Origin of the sequence: Bradyrhizobium sp. BTAi1, from assembly GCF_000015165.1 — a bacterium.
In the GTDB taxonomy this organism is placed as follows: domain Bacteria; phylum Pseudomonadota; class Alphaproteobacteria; order Rhizobiales; family Xanthobacteraceae; genus Bradyrhizobium; species Bradyrhizobium denitrificans.
This window is the reverse complement of record NC_009485.1, coordinates 6,027,750-6,051,468: the sequence shown is the minus strand read 5'-3', so window position 1 is coordinate 6,051,468 and position 23,719 is coordinate 6,027,750. Positions and strand designations below refer to the sequence as shown.

Genomic DNA, 23,719 nt, shown 5'->3' with positions numbered 1-23,719 from the left:
CTCTGCTCCCGGAAGGCCTGCCGTCGCACCGCTAGCGCATGCTGACGAACTTGCCCCAGAGGCCGGCGAGCAACGCGCTTGTCATCATGTAGTGCGGCTTGTCGCAGAACAGGCCGCCGTAGCTGCAGACATCGGCGCCGACCGATCCGAGCTGATGCTGCCCGGCTGCATAGAACAGCGCGGACAAGACGGCCAGCACGATTGCGACGACATACATGACGAGACCTCCTTCTCCGGTTCTGCCGACGGGCGCGCCGGCCGTGCTGCTGATCGCCGTCGGCCATTGCGCTTGACACGTCGGGCAAATCAGGCGCATCTTGCCACCATCGAAGAAATCATAGAGCCCGCGCCGGGAGATCGGCAGCGGGCTTTTTGTTTGGTCGCGCAGGACTTCGCGTGGCGGTATCGAATCTGCAAAGCGCGGCGACCGCATTTCGATCAAATTTGACATGTCGGGCAAATCACAGGCATGATGGCATCGTCGGAATTTCAGAAATGGCTTCGTCCGCGGCCGCTGACGATCCTATCGAGGCCAAAAGCGCCAGCCCGCTGCTCGAACACTTGACCTGCTCATGCGTCAAAGCTGAGCAAGGACCAGGCTGCTGACAACCTTCTGAATATTGACCGTCCCGCGCGAAGGGGACGGTCCGCGGACGTGACGACCGTCGTCGCGCCCGCTGCGGTCCCTTGCTCGAGGGATGGGGTTCGCGCCCGAAGCGATCGCGTCGTCCGCGATCCGCCGCGCCTATAGTTCAGTCCACGGGAGAGTACGAGACGGCGATCCGACGTCGTTCTCCTTGCTCGATCTCGTTCCCATTGCGGCTGCGGTTGCGCTGTCGTGATGGCGCCGCCTGATCTGACACTTCACCATGTCCGGAAGCGATCATGTCGAAAACGATCACTGAAATCCGCTCGATGGCGCGCAGCCACACCAAGACGGCGATCAACACGCTGGTCGGTGTAATGCGATCGCCCAAGGCGACGCACGCGGCGCGTGTCTCGGCCGCCAATGCCATTCTCGATCGTGGCTGGGGCAAGCCGCCGCAGGCCCTGGAAAACAGCGAGGACGGCGCACTTGAACTGATTCACCGCATCGAGCGCGTGATCGTGCATCCCGGCGACGTGGATCACGAGCAGGAGGGCGAAACCGCCGTAGAATAACAGCGTCTTCGCTCAGTCGCCGTTGACGGACTTGGTTGTTTGTTCTTTTTGTTCTCGGGACGGAGCGCGTCGACGCGCGTTCCTCGGTCAATCGTGCGGTCGAGATGCGGGCAGGTCACATGGTCGCAGCAGTGCGGCTTGGACAGAAACGAGCCGCTCACTCTGTGGTGCCACGAATCGCTGTCTGTGTCTTCCTGCTCGCCGTCCTATGCAGTCCGGCCGCAGCCCGTTTGATCAAACGACTCCATCGGGATTAGTCGCACGACGCGACGCCATTGTGGCGGCGAACGCCGGTCCACATAGCGGCGCGTGTGACGAGGCGCCCGTTCCCACCTTGCGCAGTCGCAGTTGAGTTCGAAGCGGAGCCGCCGGCATCGTTCGCATGGAGAGTGGCGCCGCCAGGTCGCGTCCACTGCGATCGGTGAGCTGGCAGCGTTCATCCAACAATCTCTCTCAACACACATGGAACCGATGATGGCCGCTCCACACTCGCTCACATTTCAGATCAATCCCGGCCTGCTGGGGCACGCCGCCCTCGTCGTCAATGATCCGACCGGGCAGGTGTATGCGGGCTTCGGTACGGAGCAGCATGGCTCGATTTCGGACGAGGGAAAATTCGACGCTCATTCGATGCTGAATGGGAAGGCGCCACCGAACGACTTTTCCAGCGTTGCGGATGCAGGCCAATACGCAACGTTCACGGCTCCGATCACCGAACAACAGGCGGATCTCGCCCGTGGGGAGAGCGCGAAGCTCAGTGCCGAGCCTCTTTTTTACAACGGCTGGGATCTTGCCCGTTTTTCGCAGGACTCCGGCATCTGCACGTCGATCGTGAATCGGATCACCGAAGCTGCAGGTCTTGGAAAGCACCTCTATCCGATACCGCCAGCCAATTATGAGTATCTGTCCGACAGAGCCGACACGCTGGCGAAGGATCCAAAAGCGCGGCGATTGGCGCGAACGGGATTGCCTGTCCCTGATGCCCTCCGTGGGATTCAGAGGGACTACGCCGATGTCGGCGGCGGGGCAGACGCTCCCTCCGAGCGATTGGGACGTCTTCCCGGTGGATCAAACAGCGGCGAGCAGTCCGTCCCCGCCGCACCCTTTGATGAGCGGTTTGGAGGCTGGACCAATCCAAACGCCGGAGCTACCCTGCGATGGCAGGTCGAGTCGGGCGTCACCAACCAAGAAAAGGGGCGGCCCTTACGTCGTCTTCGGTCGCGGCAGGCGACTCCGACGGATCAATCCGTATTCGACGCTGGGGCTCCGTCCGTGCCGTTCCTGTCGGTCCCGTCGACCGCGCAGCCGGCTGGCAGGAGCAGCTGATCATTGTCCACCCTCAAGATCCCCACCGCGAAAGTGTTCGAGCCGCTGCTGGCGCCGGCGCGCTACAAGGGCGCGTTCGGCGGCCGCGGCTCGGGGAAGTCGCACTTCTTTGGCGAGCTATTGGTCGAAACCTGCCAGGCCGAGCGCGGTACGCTCGCGGTCTGCATTCGTGAAGCCCAGCGCACCCTGGCGCAATCGTCCAAGCGGCTGATCGAGGGTAAGATCGCGGCGCTCGGCCTTGGCCAGGGCTTCCGTCCGTTCAGCGATCGCATCGCGACGCCCGGCGACGGACTCATCATCTTCCGCGGCATGCAGGATCACACGGCGGAATCGATCAAGTCGCTGGAGGGTTTTCGCATCGCCTGGATCGACGAGGCGCAGACCCTGAGCGTGCGCTCGCTGTCGCTGCTGCGGCCAACGATCCGCGCGCCACGCTCCGAATTGTGGGCGAGCTGGAATCCGCGCCGCAAGTCGGATGCCGTCGACGATTTCCTGCGCAGCCGCAAGCCCGACGGGGCGGTCGTGGTCAAGGCGAATTGGCGCGACAACCCGTGGCTTCCGGCGGTGCTGGACGAAGAGCGCCGGCTCGACCTTGCGCTCTATCCCGACCGCTACGAGCACATCTGGGAGGGCGACTACGTGCGTGCGTTCGAAGGAGCCTATTTTGCCGATTTGCTGGCGCAGGCAAGACGGGAGGGGCGGATCGGCAAGGTCGCGGCCGATCCGCTGCTGCCGTTGCGCGCCTTCATCGATATCGGCGGCGCGGGCGCCAGTGCCGACGCCTTCACGATCTGGATCGTGCAATGGGTCGGTAACGAAGTGCGCGTGCTCGACTATTATGAGGCGGTCGGGCAGGTGCTGGCCTTCCACGTCAACTGGCTGCGCGCGCGCGGCTATCAGAACGCCATTCTCTACCTTCCGCATGACGGCCTCGCGACCAACGCCGTGACCGGCAAGCGCTACGCCGATCATCTGCGCGAGGCCGGCTTTGCCGTGGAACCGCCGGTCAAAAACCAGGGCAGGGGGGCGGCGATGATGCGCGTCGAGGCGCTCCGAAGGCTCGGCCCGCAGTTGTGGTTCAATGCCGAGACCACCGAGTCCGGACGCGAGGCGCTCGGCTTCTATCACGAGCGCAAGGACGAGACGCGCAATGTCGGGCTCGGCCCCGAGCACGATTGGTCGTCGCACGCCGCCGACGCGCTCGGCCTGATGGCGGTCTGCTACGAGGCACCCGGGCGAGCCGCGAGCTTCAATCGGCCCATCCGATACCGGGAAGCAGGATGGCGGTGACATCGGCCGGACGGGAAGCCTGGCACCGCTCTGAATTCGTCTCTGTGTCGCCGCAGTGATTGATGGCTAACGGCCTCGTGCGGTTCAAATTGCCGAACTCCGATCTCAAGGCCATGCTCACAGCCGAGAAGGCCGACGCGGTCTCCGAGTTGCGGCGCTCCGAAGGCACGTCTCGTAGCTGTGGTTCAATGCTGAGACGAGCGAGGCCGGGTGACGTTGACCTGTTGCGTTCAACTGTCGTGCGGCGCCGCGCCTGATTTTGCAGATTTACAACCAGAAAGCGATTGTGCGTGATGGAACAAACCATGTACAATTTTGCGGGTTTGTTGGACCAGATGACCGGATCGAAGGCTCATGATCCCATACTTGCGAGCAGCCGTGGCTGCACTGGCGTTCAGCGTTTTGACTCTGAATGTGGCTTTCGCTGATCAGTCTCAGGTCGACGACACGCCAGACAAGGTTGTGAAGCGGCCTGCGGGATCCATGGGTCCGTGCATGGCGTTCGACCAGATCAAGCTCACGGAGAGCCAGATTAGCGGGCTCCTGGCCGCGGCCGATGAGATCGACCAAGTCCGAGAGAACAGTCACGGAGGCTTCTACGAGATAGGTCCTGAGACGATGGCCAAATTGGATGCGGTCGCCAGGAAGCACGGCCTGAGCGGATATCTCGAGTTCAAGACGATACGTGCCAACGTCATCCAGGTGTTTTCGGGGTATGACCGGGTGACCAAGCGATATGTCGGTCGAGAGCAATTGATCAGAGTCCGCGTCGCTCGCACGAAGGCAGATCGTCGCATGTCTGCAAAGGAGAAAACTGACGAGATCGACTCGCTGGAGGCACAGCGCCAATGCACCCTTCCTGCGATCAAGTTCAGGTCCAACATCGATCTCGTTCACAAGAACTACGCGCCTCTGGTGTCAAGCAAGTTCCAGAGGTGACCTCGACGTGGCGCTGTTCCTGCCGGTGGTCCCGTGCCGCCGGCATGGACTCGTCACCCGACGCAGAGTCGCCGGCTCGGCCATGGCTCAGTCGTGGCCACTCGCCAACGCGTGACATCGTGGTGTGCTGACTGAATCCCGCCATCCAATGGCATTGCTGCCGATCGGGTCTGTCATCGTTCGACCAAAGCTGAGCCGGGCTCAGGGGCTGAGCCCGGCTCGTCGCTCTCCGTGTTGGGCTTCAGCCTCGGCACGGCATGGGCTCGCCGTCTGGACCGCATCGACCGGGAGGATGCGCCGCGTCCTGAGCCGGTCTCATGAGCGAATGTCTTGTTAACCCACGACGCGCTGTGTCTGCGCGCAACGGACGCCGAACAATCGCGCCTTGAATCCCGCCGATCGCTTTCTGCACGGCGTCCGGCTGGGTTCTCCAGCCACGATGCCGTGGCGGCGTTCGCGGGTCGCTTCGGCGCCTTCCGCGCGGCGGGGCGCAATATCATGAAAGGAAGCAGGGATGTCATGGAAACAAGCCGTGCGGCGCATGCTTCAGCCGGTCACGGACGGATCGAACGTCACTCATTACTCCGACATGACGAGCCCTCCTGGGCTGAGGTGGCGAGAGAGCTGGGGCAAGTGGCAGGATCACCAGGGAGCAGACGCCAACTACGAGGGCGGCCAGACGCTGCGGTTGAACAGAAGCTATCCCGGACTTCGGTCACCCGTGACGGGCGTCGTCACCATGGCAGGAGGAGGGGGAGGCTACGGAACGATTGCCATCCAGGACAAGGATGGCCTCTCGCATCAGCTTCTTCATACGCATTCCCAGCACGTGCGCGTTGGCGATTCAGTCATGGCCGGCGAACTGGTCGGGACGATGGGAAACACCGGTGTGAAGACGCCTGGAGTCGAAAGCGGGGACTTCCATCTGCACTACCAGATCAAGGATCGTCACGGACGAACGGTCAATCCTGTCGACTACTGGACTGCACAAGGCCCCATCGATCCAGATCCCTATCAGGCTCCCTACCTGGAGCAGCAGCGTCGGTATGAGCGTCAGCATGACACGACCGTCGACAACGCCTTCGGCAACGTTCCTGATGTCGGACCTCGCTATGGCGCGCAACCGGCCGAGACCTTTCGATCGAACGCCGACGCGTCGGCATCGTCGTCCCCACCGACCAGCCCGGTGCGCATTCTGCGTTCGCGTCGCGCAATTGACCGAGAGGTCAATGCGCCGGCAACCATGCCGAATGCGTTGGCGTGGCCCGATGACGTTCCATCCTTTGCCGATCGCTTTGGCGGATGGACGTCCGAGGGCAGAGCGAGTGCTCCGATCACTCCCGACCGACGGTTCGTTCCGCCACCGCGATCGGGGCGCCCCCTGGGCATCGTTGCTGGACCACCTGCACCCGACTATCCATTTGCGCCGCCGGATGCGGGCGGGAGCATGCCTGGCTTTGAAGACTGGGCGGCCCTTCGGCGCAAGCCGCCCAACTGGGGCAAATGATGCGGCTGCCTCGTTCAATGTTCTGACGGCCCATGAGCAACAGGCCAGCCTGCGTCGCGGAGTATTCACGCGAGACGCGCGCCGCTGCCGGTTTCCATCGGAGTCTCACAGCCAACGCAGCGTGCCAAGGACACGGCTCTGATCATGCCGAAAAGTCGAACGCCGGCCTTCAAGACGATGCTCGCAGCCGGGGTGGCTGACGCGCTTGCCACCACCTCGGCGGTGCGGCTGACGCGAAGAGCGTGCCGACGCCATGGTGGCGGTGACGTCGCTCAATACCTGATGAAAGATGGAAAATATTTGAACGGACACGGCTTGCGTGTGGCGCCTTTGCTGTTGCCATTGACAGCTGCGGATTGTCGTTGCTCCTTGTTCACTCTTGATGCCCGCTCAATCCGGACTTCGTGAAGGCCGACATGCAGCTGCTGTTCAAGCTTCTAAAATATGGCTCCGTCGCGCTCATCCTCATCGCTTGGTTTCCGCTTCAGTTTTTTGTTGTTTCGAGTCTTCTGCAACTCGCGCTGGCCGTCATCGCAACGGGGTGCTTGGTTGCAACCCTTCTGCCGGCCCTGGCGAGAGTTGCGGGAGCGTTTGGGGTGAAGCTGACGGCTGGTCTGAACAAATGGTTTGTGATCTTCGCTCCAGCGGCGCTTGCACCGCCTATCCACCTCTATGTGGGGCTGGAGACCTACTGGTACGGCACCTACTACTACTGCGACACGTGCGGATGGCTGCAGTTCCTGGCCCTTATTCATAGAAAGAATATGGACAGCCTTCTCGTGTCTCATCTGATTCAGATCGGTGCTGTAGCCGCAGCATTATACGCCATTCTTCTCGTTTCGAGCTATTTTACCAAGGTCCTGCCCGGACGTTCCTAGGGGAATTGAATGCCAACCTATTTGCGAACTGCGGAAGATAGAAAGCGGGCGCTTCTGGAAGACACGCCGGATACCAGGTTCGAATTTGAAAGCCAGAAGTTCTCCGACATTCCCAAGGATCAGCGACCTGCCGTCAATACGCTTTTGCAGCACCACCAGTGGGGTGCTGAGCAAGTCAGGACGAACAATGCGCTGATCGAGGAGGCCGCCAGGCGCTATGGAGTGAACCCTGATCTCGTGCGAGCCGTGATCTACACGGAGGTCACGAGAGGTGGCGAATACGGTTATCCGGGGGAGGCTGTGGGCCGGGCGGTGAGATCGCTGTTTCGACTCGACCACGACGTGATTGCTCGGACGATCCTGCCTGGCAACATCGATGCCAGTTGGCAGAAGCTCATCCCCGGATCTGACGTTCACAACCCGCGAGACAATATCGAGCTGACCGCGAAGCTGCTGGCGGGAATCGCAAAGCGGTTAGATGATCCCAGCGTCGAAAACATCTACTCGCTCTACAACGGTCTGTCGCACGATCGAACTTACGTGAACAAGCAGATCAAGTCGACGCCTTACTATGCGAAACGTGCGTTCGAAGATAGGGCTTGGGAGAAAGACGAATGGTCTGCGCCCGATGTGGCCGACGATCTCGCAAAGGTCGGACAGGTGGGGCCGCGCAACAACGAGTCCGTTGGCCAACCGTCTCCTGCGATCGGAGCCGCCGAGCTGTCGCAGTCACCGCTCCTGCGTGAGCTCGCGCGACGCAGGAATGCGGAGGCGGCTGGCGCTCCGCCGTTTCAGCCAGGGTCGCCGTCGCTGTCCCTCTTGTTTCCCCGAGGCGCTCAAGAGCCGCTGAAGCTGGTCGACCCCGCCGCGAGTGGAGGCGGCCCCGATCCGGTCGGGTCTCCCATCCGCATCCTGCGCTCCCGCCGTGCTGATCAGCTGCCGCCCACGGCAATCGGCGGACCGCCCGGGACTGCGCCGGATCAGCCTGTCTTGCCGCTGCCGAGGTCTGCAGGTTCGGTTGGTGTATTCTCCGGGAATGCAATGCCAGATTTTCTTTTGCAGGATCCGGCGTTTGGAGACGCCGCGGCGGGCTTGGAGGATCGTGCCGGGACTCCGCGTCGGCGCTCGCCTTGGGGCTCGGCGCGCTGATCGCGGCGCGGCTGCGAGCAGGCCTCGCGCCGATTATGTCTTGCGCCCGCCCGCTGATGCCGTTCCTCAGGGCCGGCACCAGTCGGCCCATCTCATCGCTTCCATCTTGCCAACGATACGGTTCTGATCATGCCGAAAATGTCCAACTCCGACCTCAAGACGATGCTCGCAACCGAGAAGGCCGACGCGCTGGCCGCCATCTCGGCCGCGCGCTTGGCGGAAGAACGCGCCGACGCCATGGACTACTATCTCGGTAACATGAAGAAGGACATGCCCGCGCAGGAAGGGCGCTCGCGCGCCGTCTCGACCGATGTCGCCGACACGGTGGAGGGCCTGATGCCGCATTTGATGGACATTTTCGCGGGCTCCGACGAGGTCGTGCGGTTCGAGCCGGTCGGCCCCGAGGATGAGGCCGCTGCGGCGCAGGAGACCGACTATGTCAACCACGTCTTCATGCAGCAGAATCCTGGCTTCATGATCCTGTATTCCTTCATCAAGGATGCGCTCCTCTCGAAGGTCGGTGTCGTCAAGGTGTGGTGGGAAGAACGCGAGGAGGAGAGCCGCGAGACCTACTATGACCTCACCGAGGAACAGTTCGCGCTTCTCGCGCAGTCGGTCATGGAGTCTGAGGGAGGCATCCGGATCGTGGCGCATACGATGCGGGGGACGGTTGCCGACCCGAGAACCATACCGCCGGGGGCTGGGCGCGTTCGCGAGTGATGCCGACTGCCATGCAATTCGCAATTGAGCGGGCAGCATGGCAATATGAGCGAGACGCGATGGAGAGAGGTGAACTAAACTGTCACACTGCCCCAGATCGCCGTATGAACAGCGAGGGAATTTTGCGGATCTTGCCGAGAACGCGTTGTCGTCGCGCAATCAATGACTCTGAGACCAAAGCCCTGCCAGGGGAACGACCACGAAGAACAGGCCATCGAACGTCCAGAGCAGAAAAAGGGTTTCAGTCCGGCTTGCGTCTCGGAGCAGCGCCTGGCCTTCCACGGTTAACGCGTTCGGATCGATGTAACGCGCGCATTTGCGGAATCCGTAGTAGTGCGTTTCGGATCGATTTGCGTCCGGCGCCGGCCGCTCTATGGCAAGCCGAGCCTGCGAGCGTGCCCGGCTGGCCAGAACAAGAATGCCGAGCAGCCAGATGCAGACGACTCCACCGCTGGGGGCGATCGCGGATTCGATTCTCGAACTGGCGGTCTGCTCGGTATGATTCAGGACTATCTATCGACCAAGGCCGCGCAACGCGGTGGACCTTGGTCGCCGGGCGGCTCGGCCCCCCGATGACCTGTCAGTGATCATCGGGTGCGAGGCGCGCGGACAGAGTCGAGTCTCGTCGTTCCCTGAGTGACCTGCCATGGCGCTCCTGAACTGTTTCAGACGGGTCCATCATCATGAATCTGTCCTTGCTCCTGGGCATCCCAAAGCCTGGTGAAAGGTTGGAAAGCCGGTGATCCAACACGTCCTGCGTGCAATAAAACTCAAGATCGAGTGAAAGAGCGGGGCAATATGAGTGAGATGAGATGGAGCGTGGTATCATGTGTCCGACATGGCTCAGCCGTCAACGTGCGAGCGGCAAGCGACTAAAATCCTCGGGGTTGAGACGATGCATATCGCGTTTTTTGTGCTCGGTGGATTTCTCTTGTTCGTTTCCGCGATCCGGACCTATTCCGTCCAGCGCGCCATCGTCGAGACGCTGCCTCCGCAATTCCAGGAGTACGAGAAGGCACGGTATGCCGTCTCCGTCTATGCCTTGGAGCCGACGACGCCACTGGACGTCCAGGCCGATTATGTCAGGTCCGAGGGCCTCGCCTGCGGAGCTTGCTTGTCGATTTCGGCCGGCCTCTTTGCGGCGGATCATGCGGTGTTCGGATCTCTCGCGTTGATCGCATTCGCATGGACCGGCTATGGCGCGCTCGCGGATTGGAAGACGTACAAGTCGAATCGCGAGCGAGCGCAGCGTGCAAGCGAAGATATCTGATCGACGGCGCTGAGGCCTGATGACAGCAATGCTGTCCCGACCGGGATCACGCGAGCACAGTCGACAACCTGCCGCCGAATAGGCCACCGTCTCAGCAGACGTGGCAACGTCGCTGTGGCCGGATCGTTTAAGTCACCGAACTTGTTAATGCGCGGGTGGCCACATGCCGCGGAGTCGTTCGGAGCAAACTCTGCAGCAGTTCACGTTCCGAGCGCCCGGCGGTCGAGGCATTTGGCTCGCAAGCTCGGCGCCGTGCGCCTGCGAGCGTTCAATAAAAGAGGAGAAGACAGCATGACGAAGGGCAGCTACGCCGGCGGCGTTTTCGGGTTTCGCCGTATGAAAGGTCTTGGCGGCGGCCTGTATATCGACAGTCATGGGCGGCTCTATCCGCAGCTTTACAGCGGTGAGCCGGGCTTCGGCATTTCGGGGGGCTATACCGATGATCTCGAAGGTCTGCTCACCGGGCCCTCCATCTCCGGAAGCTTCGGCAGGGGACCAGTCCGTCTCAACGGTGGATGGAGCGGCAGCGCATCCGGCTTCGGAATAGGAACGCCGGGAGTCGGCGTGACCAACGGCTATGGTCCATTCGACATGTCGGAGGACTTCTCGCGCCCTTGGGCTAAAGCCGTCGTGCGGGATTCCGCGGCGAGCGCAGGCGTGCCAAGTCGACAAAACGTTTGGGAATATGGCTTTCCTGATCCTACGGATCATACCGCGGCAGAGCGGAATGGGCGATCTGGACCGACGGCGACCGGCGGAGCGTCAGACCACTTTGAAGATGAGAGCGCATTCGGCTTGGGTCGCGCGCCTGTTCCTTTTGCGTATGTAGGTGGTTTGCCCGGTCCGGCCGCAAACAACAGTGAGCGGCCGGCAGGCGGCCTGCTCGGATTGATTCAAGATTATCTCCGCAGTCAGGCCGATCGCGCGGGATGGTAAACCTCCGCGCCGGCCGACGTGACGACTATGATCCAAACGGATCTAATTGCGCTTCGGCTCTGCCCCGCTCGTCCTCTTCGCCATTCCAAGCGAGACCATTGTGATGACCCTCTCCATGCCGTCGGCACTGTCGCAACCGGCGCCGGCATTCACCACACACGACGTCACCATCGTCACCACGCGAAAATTCGCGCAGGCCCGGGTGATGGGGGTGCCGCCCGAGGAGTTCGGCATCGAGCGCGGCGCGCGCTCGATCCGCGATTGCAACTACTGCTTTCACGAGATCGTCACCAAGACCGAGGCGCAGCTGATCGCCGAGGGCTTCGATGCGGCGCAGATCAGATCGCTCGGCGACTATGCCGGGACCACGCGGGTCGAGACCCTGGCCCGCGATACGGTCGACGAGCAGTCGCGGGCGTCGGCGAGCGCGGCCAATTCGGGTACCAGGCTCGTTCGCATCACCGAGCACTATGTGCGGATGGACTATGAAGGCGAGGGCAGGCCGTGCCTGTACCAGATCATCACCGGCGGCGACCAAGGCGAGATCCTGCGCAAGGATGGTCAAGACTGCATCACGCCATTCGATGCGATTCCCTTCGCGGCCACCACGCCGGTGCCGATGACACACCGCTTCTTCGGCCGTTCCATCGCCGATCTCGTGATGCCGCTGCAGCGGGAGAAGACGGCCTTGAAGCGCGGAGCGCTCGACAACCTCTATCTGCACAACAACCCGCGCGTCGAGGTCGCCGAAGCCAATGCCGGCCCGAACACGCTCGACGATCTCCTGGTCTCACGGCCGGGCGGTGTCGTCCGCACCAAGACTGCGGGCGGCCTGAACTGGCAGGTGGTGCCGGACATCACCAGTTCGATCTATCCGATGCTGCAATATATCGATGCCGAGCTCGAGAGCCGGTCGGGGCTGTCGAAGCAGGCGCAGGGCATCGACGCCAATGCGCTGCAGAACCAGTCCGCCACGGCGGTGGCGCAGGTGTTCTCGGCGTCGCAGATGCGGATCAAGCTGATCGCGCGGATCATGGCCGAAGGCGTCCGCGACATGTTCGGGCTGCTGCATGCCACGATCCGCAAGCATGGCCAGCAACGCCAGACGGTGCGGTTGCGCAATGCCTGGGTCCAGGTCGATCCGCGAGACTGGAAGACGCGCGACGACATGACGATCGAGGTCGGCCTCGGCTCCGGCGGCAAGGCGCAGCAATTTGCCCAGACCATGGCGATCGCCAATGTGCAAAAGGAGCTGGTGATGGCCGGAAAGGTCAATCTGGTCGGCGATCGCGAGCTGTACAATACAGCCGCCGAGCTGACGCGGATCATGGGGCACAAGAATCCGGGGCGTTTCTTCAATGACCCGGCTGCGGTGGATCCGCAGAGCGGCAGGCTGCTGCATCCGCCACCGGCACCGCCGCAGCCGCCGCCGGATCCGAAGCTGATCGCGGCGCAGGCGCGGGTGCAGACCGAGCAGGCGATCGCCGCGCACAAGGCGCAGCTCGCGCAGCAGCAGGCCCATAACGACCTGATCCACCAGCAGGTGAAGATGCAGGCCGAGATCGAGCTGGCGAAGATCAAGGCGGGATTGGATGCCAAGATTGCGCTGCTCGATGCGCATCTCAAGGGGCTCGGAGAGGCGCAGCAGCGTGAGCAGGCCCAGGCGGCTCACGAGATGAAGATCGCGGAAACGGCGCTCGATCTCGCCGTGACGTCGGCTCGGGCCGGGAGCGGGGGCCACGCCCATCACAGGACGGAGCGGCGCGATGACTGACGAAAGCATGTTGCAACACGCCGCCGCGCGCGGCATCCGCGCCAAGGCGCTGCTCGAGGACGAACTGCTCGCAAGCGCGTTCGATGCGCTCGAGGCGAGTTACAGCTCGGCTTGGCGGCAGACGTCGATCGACGACGTCGCCGGCCGCGAGAAGCTGTTTCTGGCCATCAACATCGTCGGCAAGGTGCGCGACCATCTCGGCGCCGTCCTCGCCAACGGCAAGCTGGCACAGGCGGAGCTGAAGGAGCTCGCGCTCACCGCGGTGCGGCGGAAGCGGTTCGGACTGCTGTCGTAACGCGCGACACAATCAAAAGATGTATTGACATGTTCCGTGTTTGTTCTAGCGTTCCGCAGCATTGAAGGACCCCTGTGCCGATCGTCGCGCGGAGTTGGTTTGATGATCTCGATCCCAAAGTTCAGCTTGGCTAGGGGTGAGGATGCTCGATCTCCGCAGCTACGGCGGACGCAGGAAGCGAATGCCGCACTGATTGCGAGGATAGGTTCGGATGTCTAGACGTCTGCGCCAGAGTCCGATGGTCCCAGGGGCAGGCAAGCATGTTGGACTCCTGTGGCGCTTGATCCGCACCGCGTGCATCTTGAGCCTCGGATGCATTCCCGATCTTGCTCTCGCGACGACTTCTGCACAGAGCGGGCTCCGCCTGCTGTGGAGCTCGAATCTCCCGGGTATTCCGCAGTTCTGTTACGAGTCTGAACCTGCCGTCATCTACATGCAGTATGATGCGCAACGAAAGACGACCTCGATCTTCAAAGGCTCCCTGAACGGCGAAGAGCATCTTCTCGCGACCGTCTCGGGCAATGCCGATGTGAGATCGCTGTCCTGCTCGCAGGATGGGCGGACGATCGTTGCCTACGATTTCTTTCAGCAGATGCTCTTCGTGTTGCGAGACACGCAACTTGCGACGTATCGGCTACCGCGATTTCACTCGTTCACAAGGGTGGGGCGGTACTCTTTCTTGTCTCCAGATGGGCGTCGTATCACGCTTCCGGAGAAGCCAGTCCTGGTCAGTGGCCCGGATCTCATGGCGGATATCGCCGTCTTTCCCCACGAGCGGCACAACGTCTTTTTCATGGAGCGGCATGTTTATGTCGACGATGCGAGAGTCATCCAGAGGTTTGTCCCAGCCCATGACGGCTGGATCAAGGACGGGGGAGAAATCAGGTTGCCCAAGGACTTCAGCTCGACCGAGATCGTGCGCTGTGGCGACCGCGAAGTCGCGTCTCTGGTCGGTGTCGAAACGTCGCGCTACGTGGCGCTGGGGGACGGTTCGGGCGCGCAGGACTGGTTGGCTCAAATCGGAGTCCGAAAGTTGTTTCGGAGATACAACGTGCCGTTCCTGATCAACGGTGATTACGGCATCTGCGCATTTCCGCTGCTCGATCATCGGCGCTGGCGCACGACGCTCGGAATAGCCCGCATCGACCGCACCGGCGTGCGGACGTTCTCGCTGCCCTATCCTGAATTCGAAGTGTCTAACGATAACGTCTCCTTCAGCAAAGACGGCTGCTACCTGCTGCTCCAGGGAACGTGGTCGGGAGGCGAGGTGTCGGGAAATACACATCTTCTGGCCGTCCAGGTCCCGGAATGCAGCCGATGAGAGGCGACAATGCCACGATACAATTATCCAGGGTATGGACCAAGAGGCGACGATTGGTTGACCAAGCGTCCCGGTACCGTAGGTGGGTATCACGGGGGATCCGATAACCCTGCCGCCGCGGGCACACCCGTGTATTCCGAATATACAGGCAAGATATTCAGAAGCGGCACGATCGCTGGTTACGGTCGTTCGGTCATCGTTAAGTCGGTAGCGCCCGACGGAACGACGTTCTACGCCCTATATGGCCATTTGGGTCCAGGAGACTTGCCGATCCCAGGTACCGATGTCGTCGCGGGGAGGCCGATCCCCGGTGCTGTCATCGGAAGCCAGAAGTATGTGCAGTCGATGAGCGGACTTTCCACTGGTCCACACCTTCACCGAGAGATCATTTCCGGAAATGTCCGGCTCAACGAGACAGGTGGTCTCGGACTTTATTCAAGCCAGATCGAACACAGAGCCGATCCGGATACGTTTGACATCAATCATCCGTCGTTTCCCTACGAACTGCCAGGCCGGTCGCCTGCGCAGTTGGAGCCAAGCAACGATCCTCGTCAATCGCTGCCCGGCACCAGCAAGATGATCATCTCGCCGTCTGTGGTTCAGCCGGAGCTCTCATTGCGACCGGGTATGCCAATTCCTGGCGCAGAAGGGCCCACGTCGATCGGCGGCCCTGGTGGGCCGCAGCCTGTCGTACCACCATCCTGGCCGTCACCAGGCGTGAGACATCCGCGAAGAAGTGATGCGATGGGGCCGTTTGATTTCGGCATTCAGATGGCGCCTGCCTCATTGGATAGCTCAGGCAATTCGCCGGCTTCCCCGCAAGTCGCAGGCTCGCGAATCGTGCCTACATCGCGTTCCGGAGCAGAGAACATGAGTCCGCTGGGGATGCTCGGAATTTTCTCAAGACCCGGCGATCCGGTCGAGCGAGCATCGAAGCAAATAGCTGATCAAGCGTATCCGGTCAGGCGGCTGATAAGCCGCGTCGCTCAGTCCTGAAGCAAGAGGCGGCTGCTGAGGGCCCCAAGTCGGAAGAGTCCGTATCGATGGCTGATGCGCGCCAGTTGCAGGAATCGACGGAGATCCGGCGAGCGTCCGGCGCCCTCGGGACTGCCGCTCGTCCTAAGCCTTGGCTTGCTCCTGCTATCCGTGAAGCGCGCCTCGAAACACGACGACTGGTCGAGTACGGGGCATGGATGCCAAGCCGCGCACGACGAGTTGGATCGCTTCGAAGCCGCGTGTCCAGCCGTAGTTTCGCTGCCGCGATAGAATTCGTGATATGCTGGGAGCAACTGTGCGATGACGAATAGGGCGGTGACGAGAAACGCGAGAGGCTGGAGATTTATTTTCAGCACGCCCTTATGGGCTACCCTTGTCCTTCTTCTGGGCTCCGATGGTCTCGCAGCCGATCAAAAGCAACCGGATCCCGAGGCCTATCATCGCGCGGTCGATTACTGTCGTGGCGACGTTCCGCGCCCCACGGCGATCAGCACTGACCGGATGATCGTCTGCTTCAGCGAGCAGACCGGCGTCGATGTCGACGTGTCCGTGGTCAGCCAGATCGCGCAGAACGGCCTCTTCGTCGTGCGCGGCAATGGCGGCAAGGCCGAGACGGCGATGCGTGTCTCCGACCTTTTGCGCGACCGCAACGCCACCGTCGTGGTGTTCGACGTCTGCGTCCACCATTGTTCGTCCTATTACGTCGTGGCGTCGGCGCAAACCTATGTCGTGAAGAATACGATCGTGCTCTGGCAGCATAGTTTGGAAGATTGCCAGGTCACGTTCCGCGCGCCGCGCGATTCCAGCGTCCCCAAGCTTTGGCGGGCGGAGTGTCCGAAAGGCAATGAATGGCGTCTCGCCTTTGCCAGCGATTATCCGGGGTTCGGGCGTTTCTATCAGGACAGGGTCGTCGACCAAGATCATTTCCAGCCGCTGCCCGACAGCGAATATGTCCGAAAGCGCTTGAAGCGCCTCTACGATCAGACAGGACGATTTCCAGGCATCGGATGGATGCTGAGTCCAACCTCGCTCAAGCGCCTTTTCAAGGCCGAGATCATCTACGAGGCCTACCCGCAGTCGCAGGAGGAAGCAACCGCGTTGGCCAACCACTTCGGCGCGCGTGACGTGATCTATGATCCATGATCGGCAAGCTCGTCGGATTTGTCATCAAAGCCAGAGCATTTTCAGGAGTGACCACATGAGAGACAGAGCGCCAGTGCATTCTGTACCCAATCCCAACTTTGCAGGCAAGCTTCGAGGATATCGCCAGCAGTGGACCGTACCAAGTGTTGAAGATCTCGCGCGAAACCGGGCGCCTCTCTATCTTCCTGGTGACGACCCGGCTCGCGACAATCCCGAGAATTCCCCGTGGAAGCCGAACTATCGGAATCAGAGGCCGCTCTTGCCGGGTCCGCAGTCGTCGCTGCCGGGAGCAGTCTCGGATCGACGGGCCGGACCTGCTTCATCATCGGCTCAGCTGCCGCCCCTTGCTGCGCTTGGTCATGCGTCGGTGGCAAACGGCGCCGGCGGACGCGGGCCGGGCGCGCTGGCCTCGCGACCTATGGGACCAGCCGTTCTGTTCGGCCTCGGCTCTTCGCCGCAGGCGCCGGGGCCTGGGGACCAGACCGGAAGCGGCGGTCTATTGGATCTGCTGGCCAAGCTCATGGCTTCCGGATCCGGCGATCAATTCTCCCCAAGGTGAAGTTGGGGCTATTGCGGATGCAATCCTGGTCTTGGATTCTCGTGCCTGCCCGCTGGTCGCTTGCTTTGGCGATGGTTCTGATCATTGCCATTCCGGACAAGTCCCGGGCACAGATCGATGAGGCTGATTGGAGCCTCTACCATCTCGCGGTGGAGTATTGCCGGGGGCCGTTGCAGCGCCCGATTGCGTCCGGCCCCGACCGGCGGATCGTCTGTTTTGACGGCTGGATCGATAGCGGCATGGATCTTTCTGCCATCCACGATCTCCAAGATGGTGGTCTATTCGTCGTCAGGAGTTTCGGAGGACACGCTGCGACGGCGATGACCATGTCGTGGTTGCTGCGAGATCGCCATGCGACCGTCATTGTCTACGACTATTGCATGTCTGCCTGCGCAGGCTTTCTCCTGATCGCGTCGGATCAGGCCTATGTGACCGGTGAATCCATCGTTGCCTGGCGCGTTGTGGATGACCCGCAGACGGAGTGTGTATCGGTCGGCGACGCCGACGATCGGCGCGGCAAGAGACTGCGGCGGATATCATGTCCGGAATCTTCCCCGGAGCAGGAACAGAAGACCAAAACGGCCATTCGCGCCGAGCGAGCGTTCTACGCAGACAGAGCGGCCAAACCCGAGTTCGAGGGGCCGCCGGACAGTCCTTACACGAGGCGGACGGTCAAGAACCTTTATGATCAGTTTGGAACCTATCGGAGGGTCGCGTGGATGCTCAATCCAAGATACCACGTCTTCTTGAAGACGAAGATCATCTATGAAGCCTATCCCGGCCATCAGGAGGAAGTCGACGCGCTCGCCGCGCGTCATCGTCTCGGCACGGTGATCCATGATCCATGAGAAATCAATATCAACAGAACAGTCACGACCAGAAAGAATGCGCGGTGACAAGCCTGCGGAGAGCCATTCGTGGAGCGATGACGTGAAAAATCCATTTGAGATACTAAAGAAGATTCCGTCGGTTCGTGGTTGGACAGCCGACGAGAATGGTCCCAGCATCAATCAGCTGGGACGGCGATCCGGCAATTCATGAATGACGACAACTCAGGACTTCCATCGTGGCTCCCGTCATCTCGATCTTGATCGTAGTGTTCTTCGGCTATACGTTCAGGCTGGTCCGCCGAGCCTTGGAACTATGATCAAAGTCGGACGCATCGGCAGGGTCTTGCGGTCCGATTCGCATTCAAACAATCACCCATTGACACGTCGGGCAAATCACCTTCATAAGGGCAAGATCGCAAGACTTAAATGAGCCCGCGCCGGAATAACCCGCCGCGGGCATTTTCGTGAGCCGTGACGTCGTCCGGCTCACCGCCAAATGCCGTGCTGTTGAACGTCACCGTCTCAACAAGGTGAGGTTCTCGATAGCTGGTTCTGCCGACCCCGCCTGCCGCGGGCGCCACGGCATCGACGTCTCGTGGGAGCCGAACCGGGAGAGATCTCTCGCGCCATTGTGCCGGCGGGACCTGAACGCCTCAGACCATCTCCAGATCTGCGCAAGCCGCGTGTCGGCGCGTACGCGCGCGTGACGTCCGCATGCGGACGGCGCGATCGCGGCGTTTGCCGTGCGCTGCGCAACCACCATCAAGGATCACCGATGACTACACCCACGTCCACCTTCGTTACCTACCAGGCGGTCGGCAACCGTGAAGACCTCAGCGACATGATCTACCGCATCGATCCGGTCGACACGCCGTTCATGAGCGGCGTCGACAAGGAGAAGGCGACGGCCGTCAATCACGAATGGCAAACCCAGGCGCTGGCGCCGGCCGACGGCACCAATGCCCAGCTCGAAGGCGACGACCCCAACACCAACGTGACCACGCCGACCGTTCGCCTCGGCAATCAGTGCCAGATCTCCTACAAGGTCGCGCGTGTCTCCGGCACCCAGCAGGCGGTTGACCATGCCGGTCGCGACAACGAGCTCGCCTATCAGGAGATGCTCAAGGGCCTCGAGCTCAAGCGCGATCTTGAGACCATCCTTTGCGGCACCAACCAAGCCAAGGTGGTCGGCAACACGACGACGCCGCGCAAGACCGCGTCCATCCTGTCCTGGATCGTCTCGAACACGTCGAAGGGCACGGCCGGCGGCGCTGCCGATCCCACCGCCGCCGACGGCACGGGCACGCGCACCGACGGCACCCAGATCGCCTTCACCGAGGCGCGGCTGAAGACGGTGCTGTCGTCCATCTGGATCAACGGCGGCAAGCCGGGCACGATCCTGACCGGCGCCTTCAACAAGCAGGTGTTCTCGACCTTCACCGGTCGCTCGACCGCGATCGAGGAGGCCAAGTCGAAGAAGATCGTGGCCTCCGTCGATGCCTATGAGTCCGATTTCGGCAAGCTCAAGGTGGTCGCCAGCCGCTTCCAGCGCGCGCGCGACGTGCTCGTGCTGGAGATGGACAAATGGGCCGTGGCCTATCTCAACGGTCGCAACATGATCTCCATCCCGCTGGCCAAGACCGGGGATTCCGACCGGCGGCAGATCCTTGCCGAATATGCCCTGGTCGCGCGCAACGAGAAGGCCAGCGGTGGCATCTTCGACAACACCGTTGCTTAGTTGGTCCCATCATCATCCTGAGCTCAGGCGGCCTTCGGGCCGCCTTCATTTTTTGGAGGATCATTCATGCCGCTTCCCGGCAACCGCCCCCTGAATACAGCTGATCTCACGGCCTATACGCCATCCTGTGGCGCCAGCCCCGTCGCGGCCTATGCTCGCACCCCCTTCCGGAGCCGTCTGCTCAAGGTCGCAGGCATCCTCGGCGGCGCCATCACGACCGCGGACGGAACCATCACCGTGGCGGTGAACGGCGCTAACGTCGCAAGCTTCGCCGTCCCGCAGTCGGCCTCCGCCGCAGGGCAGCTGTTCTCGGTCGTTCCGGCTTCGCCGACCTATCTCAATGAAGACGACGTCATCGTGCTGACGCCATCCGGCGCATCGGGGGCATCGGTGCCGATGCATTTCTCGATCACGGTGAAGGGAGCCTGAGATGTCGTTCTTTCCGAAACAGCCATCGTCCCGGGTCGGCGCCACGCAGACCATCGCCTATGACGGCAGCGTCGGTGCGACAAATAAGTTCGGGCCGGGCACGTTTCAGCTCAGGCTCGCAGCCAGCTCCGCATGCTGCTACCGGATTGGTGACGGCGTGCAGACCGCCACCACGACGGATGTGTTTCTTCCAGCGAACACGGTCGAATACGTGACCGTCACGCCGGGGCAGAACATTGCGGCGATCAAGGCTGCCAGCAACGGCCTGGTCACCGCGACCGCCGGCACATTGTGGGTCACGGAGCTGTCGTGATGGGAGTGACCATTCGCCCGCATCTGGATCCAGATGGCACGCGCCTGGTGATCGAGCATGTGCAGGATGTCGCGCCGATCCTGGATTGGAATCGTGATGCGCGCCGTGACGAGCAGCATAGCGATTGGGGACGGCTCGTCGCGCGCATTCCGAACGTCATCTACGTCAAATGGCTGAACGAGGAGTATGCCCGGGGTAACACGCGGCTGCGCCTGTTCACGCCGGAGTTCGATGCCATCGTGCAGAAGAAGCTCGCGGATCCGGATTGGGCCTATCTGCGCACGGACAAGGCCGGTCTGCATAGCGGATGGAGGTCGAGACCGTCATGCCCTTGATCTCGAACTATTCGTCTCTGCAGTCCGCAGTCTCGGAATACCTGGCCCGCGACCAGGACACCACGCTGGTGTCGCGAATCCCGAGCTTCATCCAACTCGCCGAGGCCAAGCTCAACCGTCAGCTGTTCGTGCGGCAGATGGAGCGGCGGGCCATCGCCGTCGTCGATCTCGGCTCCGCGGAGCCGAATTTCATCGCGCTGCCGTCCGACTTCCAGTCGATGCGACGAATCCGGTTGACCAGCGTTCGCGGCCAGCCGCCGCTGGAGTTCAAGTCGGGCGTCCAGCTCGACGAATATCGCTCCCGTATCTGCAATGTAGCAGGCCAGCCGCGCTACTTCTCGCTGTTCGGTGATCAGATCGAACTCGCGCCGAGGCCGGACGCGGCCTACACGATCGAGATGGTCTACCGGCGGACCATTCCGCCCTTGGCCTCGAACGACTCGAACTGGCTGCTGATGCTGGCGCCGGATCTCTATCTCTACGGCGCTCTGCTGGAGTCGGCGCCCTATCTCAAGGAGGACGGACGCATTCAGACCTGGGGCCTCGGCTTCAGCACTGCGCTTGCCGACCTCAACACGCTGGGTCTGTCCTCGACCTTCAACGCCGGACCGATGACCATCCGGCCCTCAGGTCAGGTCGTCTGACGTCTTTCAACCGAGGAATCACATGGCCGCATTCAACAAGTTCAACTGCTTCGTCCAGGATGTCGCGCACGCATTGCATGACATGCTGACGGGGACGGCGCACGTCTACAGGATCTATCTGACAAATACGGCGCCGACAGTGACCAACACGGTCTACAACACGCCGCCCGATCTCGCGACCGCCAACGGCTATACGGCGGGAGGCGTCTCGATCGGAACGATCACCGGCGGACAGGCTGCGGGCACGTTCCGTTTCATCGGCGGCAGCGATCCGTCGTGGACTGCGGCGGGCGGCTCGATCGGGCCGTTTCAATATGCCGTACTCTACAACGCGACGTCGGCGACCAAGCCGCTGATCGGCTGGTGGGATTACGGCACATCCGTCACGTTGACGAATGGCAATACGTTCACGGTCGATCTCGACCAGGTCAATGGCATTCTGACGATCACTTGACATGGCAGCATTTCTCGACATCTGCAGGTTCCTGCCGACCGCCGGCGGCACGACGGATTGGACCTATGCCGCGGCCGTGCAGGGCTATCAGGGCCCCGCAGCGGCGGGCGCTGTCAATGGTCGGCTCTACAAATATCGCGCCGAAAGCGCAGACCTGACGCAATGGGAGGTCGGTGAGGGTGTTTACACATCGTCGACCGGCACTCTGGCGCGGACGACGATTCTGTTCACGTCTGCCGGAACGACGGCAAAGATCAATTTCGCTGCCCCACCGCAGGTCGCCATCGTCGCGCTCAAGGAAGATCTGGTTTCGATCGAGGAAGCCAATGGATTTACGGCCTCCCAACAGGCCCAGGCACGCGCCAATCTCAATGCGGCATCCATCGCTCGAACCCGCAGCGTGATCAGCTCCGGATCCGGAACCTACACGACACCGGCGGGGTGCAAAACGCTGCTGGTGCGCATGGTCGGGGGAGGAGGCGGCGGCGGCGGCAGTGCAAACACCAGCGCCAATGCGGGCGCTGGCGGAGCCGGCGGCAATACCACTTTCGGGACGTCCTTCCTCGCGGCAAATGGCGGCGCTGGAGGTTCCGGCTCGGGTGGTGCTACCTCGAACGGAGGTGTCGCGAGTGGCGGTGATGTCAACCAGACTGGCAGCTATGGTGCGGCCAGCTCTGGTGCAGGATCGGGGCCGCAGGCGGCCTTGATTGGTGGAGCGGGGGCCGGCTCCGCATTCGGCGGCGGAACGCCCGGCGGCTGGCCCAATGCAGGCGGTCTGAGCGCCACGTCCTTCGGAGCGGGGGGCGGCGGCGCGGGCGGCCCGGCGGCCGCAGCAGGCTATAGCGGCGGCGGCGGCGCCTCTGGCGGCTATTGCGAGAAGCTGATCGCATCGCCTGCGGCGTCCTATGCCTTTGCTGTCGGTGCCGGTGGAACTGCCGGCACCGCGGGCAGCGGCGGTACGACTGGTAGCAGTGGTGGATCGGGCGTCATTATCATCGACGAGTTCTATTGATGTCGCTTCTCGGTTTTGATGCCATAGGCCGTCTCGCGACCGGGCAGCTTCCGCGAAGCGCGGGGGTGAATACGCTGTTCGCAGCGACGACGTCAGCTATCGCGCTCTCAGGTCGTGCTGCCAGCTTCCAGCTTGTCCTTTCCGTGCCGGTGGCCAATGTCAATTGCGCCGGCCTCGCGGTGAGCACAGGCATCACTCTTCCTGCTTTGCAGGCGGGCTGGCTGACATCGGGTCTTTCAGCCCGCTATTCGTTTGGGGCAGCCGCGTCTCGCGGCGAATACAGTGTTGCAGGAGTCTCCGCAGCGAGCCTCGGCAATATGGTCGCTGCGGGCAGATCCTACGATGTCGGCGCACCGCCTGCGGTGTTCGTCGGTGCCCTCGCTGGGCAGAGCGCGGCATTCCAGCTTGGCGGATACGACGTCGCGTATGGTCGCGGATTCGAGTCCTGGTACCCTTTGGCCGCGGTCGCAGGTGAATGGCAGGGCAGCGCATCCGCGACTCAATCCTGGCTTCCGGCGCCGGCGGCAATCCCGTCCTGGCTGGATGGAGCAGCCCCATCGTCGCGATGGGATCCAACATCGAGCCCCTTGCCGCCCTGGAAGAGCATCTGACGTCCTCGCGCTGGCGATGATCAGTTCTGGCGACGTGCGCGATCTTCGAGCGTCGCCGGTCTCGGTACGATTTATCGGCTTTCACGGCC

At 62.0% G+C, this 23,719-nt stretch carries 25 protein-coding genes; 24 read left to right on the top strand and 1 reads right to left on the bottom strand.

What is annotated here, in order from left to right:
* Positions 1-31 precede the first annotated feature (31 nt).
* On the bottom strand, positions 32-217 hold the full coding sequence (locus BBTA_RS27110; protein ID WP_012045711.1) for a hypothetical protein: 186 nt from the start codon (positions 215-217) through the stop codon (positions 32-34).
* A 668-nt stretch (positions 218-885) separates the two neighbouring features.
* Here BBTA_RS27110 and BBTA_RS27105 point away from each other — a divergent pair.
* The 24 genes from BBTA_RS27105 (at position 886) to BBTA_RS40295 (ending at position 23,630) form a co-directional block, all read left to right on the top strand.
* Positions 886-1,161 (top strand): hypothetical protein, encoded by a 276-nt coding sequence (locus BBTA_RS27105; RefSeq protein ID WP_012045710.1) that lies wholly within the window; start codon positions 886-888, stop codon positions 1,159-1,161.
* A 474-nt stretch (positions 1,162-1,635) separates the two neighbouring features.
* Positions 1,636-2,487 carry a hypothetical protein gene (locus BBTA_RS27100; RefSeq protein ID WP_012045709.1) on the top strand — a complete coding sequence of 284 codons (852 nt, stop codon included), beginning with the start codon at positions 1,636-1,638 and terminating at the stop codon, positions 2,485-2,487.
* Positions 2,488-2,490: 3 nt separating this feature from the next.
* Positions 2,491-3,777, top strand: coding sequence for a PBSX family phage terminase large subunit (locus BBTA_RS27095; RefSeq protein WP_012045708.1), 1,287 nt, complete (start codon positions 2,491-2,493; stop codon positions 3,775-3,777).
* A gap of 378 nt (positions 3,778-4,155) precedes the next feature.
* Positions 4,156-4,716: a hypothetical protein gene (locus BBTA_RS27090; protein WP_244424145.1), complete on the top strand. Its 561-nt coding sequence runs from the start codon at positions 4,156-4,158 to the stop codon at positions 4,714-4,716.
* A 514-nt stretch (positions 4,717-5,230) separates the two neighbouring features.
* Positions 5,231-6,223 (top strand): M23 family metallopeptidase, encoded by a 993-nt coding sequence (locus BBTA_RS39155; protein ID WP_012045705.1) that lies wholly within the window; start codon positions 5,231-5,233, stop codon positions 6,221-6,223.
* A 416-nt stretch (positions 6,224-6,639) separates the two neighbouring features.
* On the top strand, positions 6,640-7,101 hold the full coding sequence (locus BBTA_RS27080) for a hypothetical protein (protein ID WP_148221515.1): 462 nt from the start codon (positions 6,640-6,642) through the stop codon (positions 7,099-7,101).
* Positions 7,102-7,110: 9 nt separating this feature from the next.
* The gene (locus BBTA_RS27075) at positions 7,111-8,250 is read left to right on the top strand and encodes a lytic transglycosylase domain-containing protein (RefSeq protein WP_012045702.1); all 1,140 of its coding nucleotides are present in this window, start codon (positions 7,111-7,113) and stop codon (positions 8,248-8,250) included.
* Between the two features lie 129 nt (positions 8,251-8,379).
* The gene (locus BBTA_RS27070) at positions 8,380-8,970 is read left to right on the top strand and encodes a hypothetical protein (protein ID WP_012045701.1); all 591 of its coding nucleotides are present in this window, start codon (positions 8,380-8,382) and stop codon (positions 8,968-8,970) included.
* Between the two features lie 895 nt (positions 8,971-9,865).
* Complete coding sequence (locus BBTA_RS27065; protein ID WP_012045699.1) at positions 9,866-10,240, top strand: hypothetical protein; 375 nt, start codon at positions 9,866-9,868, stop codon at positions 10,238-10,240.
* Positions 10,241-10,531: 291 nt separating this feature from the next.
* On the top strand, positions 10,532-11,176 hold the full coding sequence (locus BBTA_RS39150; protein ID WP_012045698.1) for a hypothetical protein: 645 nt from the start codon (positions 10,532-10,534) through the stop codon (positions 11,174-11,176).
* A 103-nt stretch (positions 11,177-11,279) separates the two neighbouring features.
* Positions 11,280-12,950 (top strand): hypothetical protein, encoded by a 1,671-nt coding sequence (locus BBTA_RS27060; protein ID WP_041751632.1) that lies wholly within the window; start codon positions 11,280-11,282, stop codon positions 12,948-12,950.
* Entirely contained in the window at positions 12,943-13,245 is a 303-nt protein-coding gene (locus tag BBTA_RS27055) for a hypothetical protein (RefSeq protein ID WP_012045696.1), read from the top strand. The genes BBTA_RS27060 and BBTA_RS27055 overlap by 8 nt, the downstream gene beginning before the upstream one ends.
* Positions 13,246-13,456: 211 nt before the next feature.
* Positions 13,457-14,566: a hypothetical protein gene (locus tag BBTA_RS27050; protein ID WP_012045695.1), complete on the top strand. Its 1,110-nt coding sequence runs from the start codon at positions 13,457-13,459 to the stop codon at positions 14,564-14,566.
* A 9-nt stretch (positions 14,567-14,575) separates the two neighbouring features.
* Entirely contained in the window at positions 14,576-15,562 is a 987-nt protein-coding gene (locus BBTA_RS39145; RefSeq protein WP_012045694.1) for a M23 family metallopeptidase, read from the top strand.
* Between the two features lie 501 nt (positions 15,563-16,063).
* A complete protein-coding gene (locus tag BBTA_RS27045; RefSeq protein ID WP_201767739.1) occupies positions 16,064-16,705 on the top strand; it encodes a hypothetical protein in 642 nt (213 codons plus the stop codon).
* A 576-nt stretch (positions 16,706-17,281) separates the two neighbouring features.
* Positions 17,282-18,112, top strand: a complete 831-nt coding sequence (locus BBTA_RS27040) for a hypothetical protein (protein WP_012045692.1) — start codon at positions 17,282-17,284, stop codon at positions 18,110-18,112.
* Positions 18,113-18,869: 757 nt separating this feature from the next.
* On the top strand, positions 18,870-19,832 hold the full coding sequence (locus tag BBTA_RS27035) for a DUF5309 domain-containing protein (protein ID WP_012045691.1): 963 nt from the start codon (positions 18,870-18,872) through the stop codon (positions 19,830-19,832).
* 66 nt (positions 19,833-19,898) lie between these two features.
* Entirely contained in the window at positions 19,899-20,261 is a 363-nt protein-coding gene (locus tag BBTA_RS27030) for a hypothetical protein (protein ID WP_012045690.1), read from the top strand.
* 1 nt (position 20,262) lies between these two features.
* On the top strand, positions 20,263-20,574 hold the full coding sequence (locus BBTA_RS27025) for a hypothetical protein (RefSeq protein WP_012045689.1): 312 nt from the start codon (positions 20,263-20,265) through the stop codon (positions 20,572-20,574).
* Positions 20,574-20,909, top strand: coding sequence for a hypothetical protein (locus tag BBTA_RS27020; protein WP_148221514.1), 336 nt, complete (start codon positions 20,574-20,576; stop codon positions 20,907-20,909). Before BBTA_RS27025 ends, BBTA_RS27020 begins: the two co-directional genes overlap by 1 nt.
* Positions 20,900-21,553, top strand: a complete 654-nt coding sequence (locus BBTA_RS27015) for a hypothetical protein (protein ID WP_012045687.1) — start codon at positions 20,900-20,902, stop codon at positions 21,551-21,553. Before BBTA_RS27020 ends, BBTA_RS27015 begins: the two co-directional genes overlap by 10 nt.
* Positions 21,554-21,575: 22 nt before the next feature.
* Positions 21,576-22,007: a hypothetical protein gene (locus BBTA_RS27010; protein WP_012045686.1), complete on the top strand. Its 432-nt coding sequence runs from the start codon at positions 21,576-21,578 to the stop codon at positions 22,005-22,007.
* A gap of 1 nt (position 22,008) precedes the next feature.
* Positions 22,009-23,019 (top strand): hypothetical protein, encoded by a 1,011-nt coding sequence (locus BBTA_RS27005; RefSeq protein WP_012045685.1) that lies wholly within the window; start codon positions 22,009-22,011, stop codon positions 23,017-23,019.
* Positions 23,019-23,630: a hypothetical protein gene (locus BBTA_RS40295; RefSeq protein ID WP_148221513.1), complete on the top strand. Its 612-nt coding sequence runs from the start codon at positions 23,019-23,021 to the stop codon at positions 23,628-23,630. Before BBTA_RS27005 ends, BBTA_RS40295 begins: the two co-directional genes overlap by 1 nt.
* The last annotated feature ends 89 nt before the right edge of the window (positions 23,631-23,719 follow it).

Bases quoted from the DNA above. Each gene is read 5' to 3' on its own strand.
- BBTA_RS27110 (WP_012045711.1), bottom strand. From the start codon at position 217: ATGTATGTCGTCGCAATCGTGCTGGCCGTCTTGTCCGCGCTGTTCTAT.
- BBTA_RS27105 (WP_012045710.1), top strand. From the start codon at position 886: ATGTCGAAAACGATCACTGAAATCCGCTCGATGGCGCGCAGCCACACC.
- BBTA_RS27100 (WP_012045709.1), top strand. From the start codon at position 1,636: ATGGCCGCTCCACACTCGCTCACATTTCAGATCAATCCCGGCCTGCTG.
- BBTA_RS39155 (WP_012045705.1), top strand. From the start codon at position 5,231: ATGTCATGGAAACAAGCCGTGCGGCGCATGCTTCAGCCGGTCACGGAC.
- BBTA_RS27080 (WP_148221515.1), top strand. From the start codon at position 6,640: ATGCAGCTGCTGTTCAAGCTTCTAAAATATGGCTCCGTCGCGCTCATC.
- BBTA_RS27075 (WP_012045702.1), top strand. From the start codon at position 7,111: ATGCCAACCTATTTGCGAACTGCGGAAGATAGAAAGCGGGCGCTTCTG.
- BBTA_RS27070 (WP_012045701.1), top strand. From the start codon at position 8,380: ATGCCGAAAATGTCCAACTCCGACCTCAAGACGATGCTCGCAACCGAG.
- BBTA_RS27065 (WP_012045699.1), top strand. From the start codon at position 9,866: ATGCATATCGCGTTTTTTGTGCTCGGTGGATTTCTCTTGTTCGTTTCC.
- BBTA_RS39150 (WP_012045698.1), top strand. From the start codon at position 10,532: ATGACGAAGGGCAGCTACGCCGGCGGCGTTTTCGGGTTTCGCCGTATG.
- BBTA_RS27060 (WP_041751632.1), top strand. From the start codon at position 11,280: ATGACCCTCTCCATGCCGTCGGCACTGTCGCAACCGGCGCCGGCATTC.
- BBTA_RS27055 (WP_012045696.1), top strand. From the start codon at position 12,943: ATGACTGACGAAAGCATGTTGCAACACGCCGCCGCGCGCGGCATCCGC.
- BBTA_RS27050 (WP_012045695.1), top strand. From the start codon at position 13,457: ATGTCTAGACGTCTGCGCCAGAGTCCGATGGTCCCAGGGGCAGGCAAG.
- BBTA_RS39145 (WP_012045694.1), top strand. From the start codon at position 14,576: ATGCCACGATACAATTATCCAGGGTATGGACCAAGAGGCGACGATTGG.
- BBTA_RS27045 (WP_201767739.1), top strand. From the start codon at position 16,064: ATGATCGTCTGCTTCAGCGAGCAGACCGGCGTCGATGTCGACGTGTCC.
- BBTA_RS27040 (WP_012045692.1), top strand. From the start codon at position 17,282: ATGCAATCCTGGTCTTGGATTCTCGTGCCTGCCCGCTGGTCGCTTGCT.
- BBTA_RS27035 (WP_012045691.1), top strand. From the start codon at position 18,870: ATGACTACACCCACGTCCACCTTCGTTACCTACCAGGCGGTCGGCAAC.
- BBTA_RS27030 (WP_012045690.1), top strand. From the start codon at position 19,899: ATGCCGCTTCCCGGCAACCGCCCCCTGAATACAGCTGATCTCACGGCC.
- BBTA_RS27025 (WP_012045689.1), top strand. From the start codon at position 20,263: ATGTCGTTCTTTCCGAAACAGCCATCGTCCCGGGTCGGCGCCACGCAG.
- BBTA_RS27020 (WP_148221514.1), top strand. From the start codon at position 20,574: ATGGGAGTGACCATTCGCCCGCATCTGGATCCAGATGGCACGCGCCTG.
- BBTA_RS27015 (WP_012045687.1), top strand. From the start codon at position 20,900: ATGCCCTTGATCTCGAACTATTCGTCTCTGCAGTCCGCAGTCTCGGAA.
- BBTA_RS27010 (WP_012045686.1), top strand. From the start codon at position 21,576: ATGGCCGCATTCAACAAGTTCAACTGCTTCGTCCAGGATGTCGCGCAC.
- BBTA_RS27005 (WP_012045685.1), top strand. From the start codon at position 22,009: ATGGCAGCATTTCTCGACATCTGCAGGTTCCTGCCGACCGCCGGCGGC.
- BBTA_RS40295 (WP_148221513.1), top strand. From the start codon at position 23,019: ATGTCGCTTCTCGGTTTTGATGCCATAGGCCGTCTCGCGACCGGGCAG.